The sequence below is a fragment of the Bacillus sp. JJ1533 genome, assembly GCF_036965045.1.
Lineage (GTDB): Bacteria > Bacillota > Bacilli > Bacillales > Bacillaceae_L > Ferdinandcohnia.
On record NZ_JBALOV010000052.1, the window covers coordinates 1 to 1,399 of the forward strand.

1 protein-coding gene is annotated in these 1,399 nt (G+C 38.0%); it reads left to right on the forward strand.

Going from position 1 to position 1,399, the window contains the following annotated elements; translation table 11 throughout:
* The first annotated feature begins 29 nt into the window (after nucleotides 1–29).
* Nucleotides 30–1,360 (forward strand): IS3 family transposase gene (locus tag V7138_RS23505; protein WP_438824396.1). Its coding sequence is split into 2 segments (ribosomal slippage): nucleotides 30–411 and nucleotides 411–1,360, totalling 1,332 coding nucleotides; the frame shifts between segments, so codons are not numbered across the junction.
* Nucleotides 1,361–1,399: the final 39 nt, after the last annotated feature.

The window sequence follows — 1,399 nt, forward strand, 5'->3', positions numbered from 1 at the left end:
ACAGAGAAAATACATGGAGACGGAGAATTATGAGTAAAAAATTGTTTGCAGAGAAAGACATCGCAACACTATCTAAGAACCAATATGTTAAAACAGTTAGTTCAAAAGGCATCACATACTCTGATGAATTTAAAAAACACTTTATTACTGAATACAGTAAGGGGAAGTATGCAAGAGAAATCTTCGAAGAAGCAGGGTTTGATGTTGATATTATTGGCATGCAGAGAGTTAAATCTGCTTCAGATCGTTGGAAGACTGCTTATAAAGCTGAAGGAGTGTTGGGTCTTAAAGATTCCAGAAAAGACAGTTCCGGTAGGCCGCGGATTAAAGAATTGTCTATAGAGGAGAAGTATGCCAGATTGGAAGCACAAATGAAACTTGTACAGGCGGAAAACGAACTCTTAAAAAAGATCCGATTGTTGGAAAGGGGGCTAAAGAAGTAAAACTACCTACCAGTCAAAAATATATTCTCATTCGTGAGGTCATTGAAAAATACAACCTTATCCATATGGTGAAATTCCTTTGTGAAGTTGCCGAAGTTTCAAGAAGTGGTTACTATAATTATTTCTCAGCTAAGTCTATCGAACAAAGGAAACGCAAAGATAAGAAGGATGGAGAAGCGAAAGAAATGATTCTAAAGGCTTTTAACTTCAAAGGCAGAAAGAAAGGGGCACGCCAAATTAAAATGACATTGGCAGGTCAATTTCAGTGTGTCTTCAACTTGAAGAAGATCCGTAGAATCATGAAAAAATACGATATCGTCTGCCCTATTAGGAAAGCAAATCCGTATCGGCGAATGATGAAAGCCACTCAAGAACACCGAGTAGTTCCGAACTTACTAAACCGCCAATTTAAACAGGAAACACCTGGCAAAGTCCTTCTAACAGATATCACTTACTTGAACTATCATGGTGGACAAAGAGCCTACTTGTCTGTCATTAAAGATGGTTCTACAGGTGAAGTTTTGGCTCATCACATGTCTAACCGCATCACTATGGATCTGGCCACAGATACCCTTACTAAATTGAAGAAGAACAGAAACTTTAAGAAAGCTAAAGACGCCCTCATTCATTCTGATCAGGGTAGCCACTACACACATCCAGATTTTCAGAAACAGGTTAAGAATCTTGGATTGCACCAATCCATGTCTAGAAGAGGAAACTGTTGGGATAACGCCCCTATCGAATCATTCTTTGGCCACCTCAAAGACGAAGTAGATATTAAATCATGTAAAACGTTTGGAGAGCTTCAACAAGAAATTAATAAGTATATCCGACACTATAACCATACTAGATTTCAATGGAACCTAAAAAAGATGACTCCTGCACAATACAGGAATCATCTTTTACAGGTAGCCTAGTCCTTTTTTTAAAATGTCCTTTACAAAGGGTACACTTTA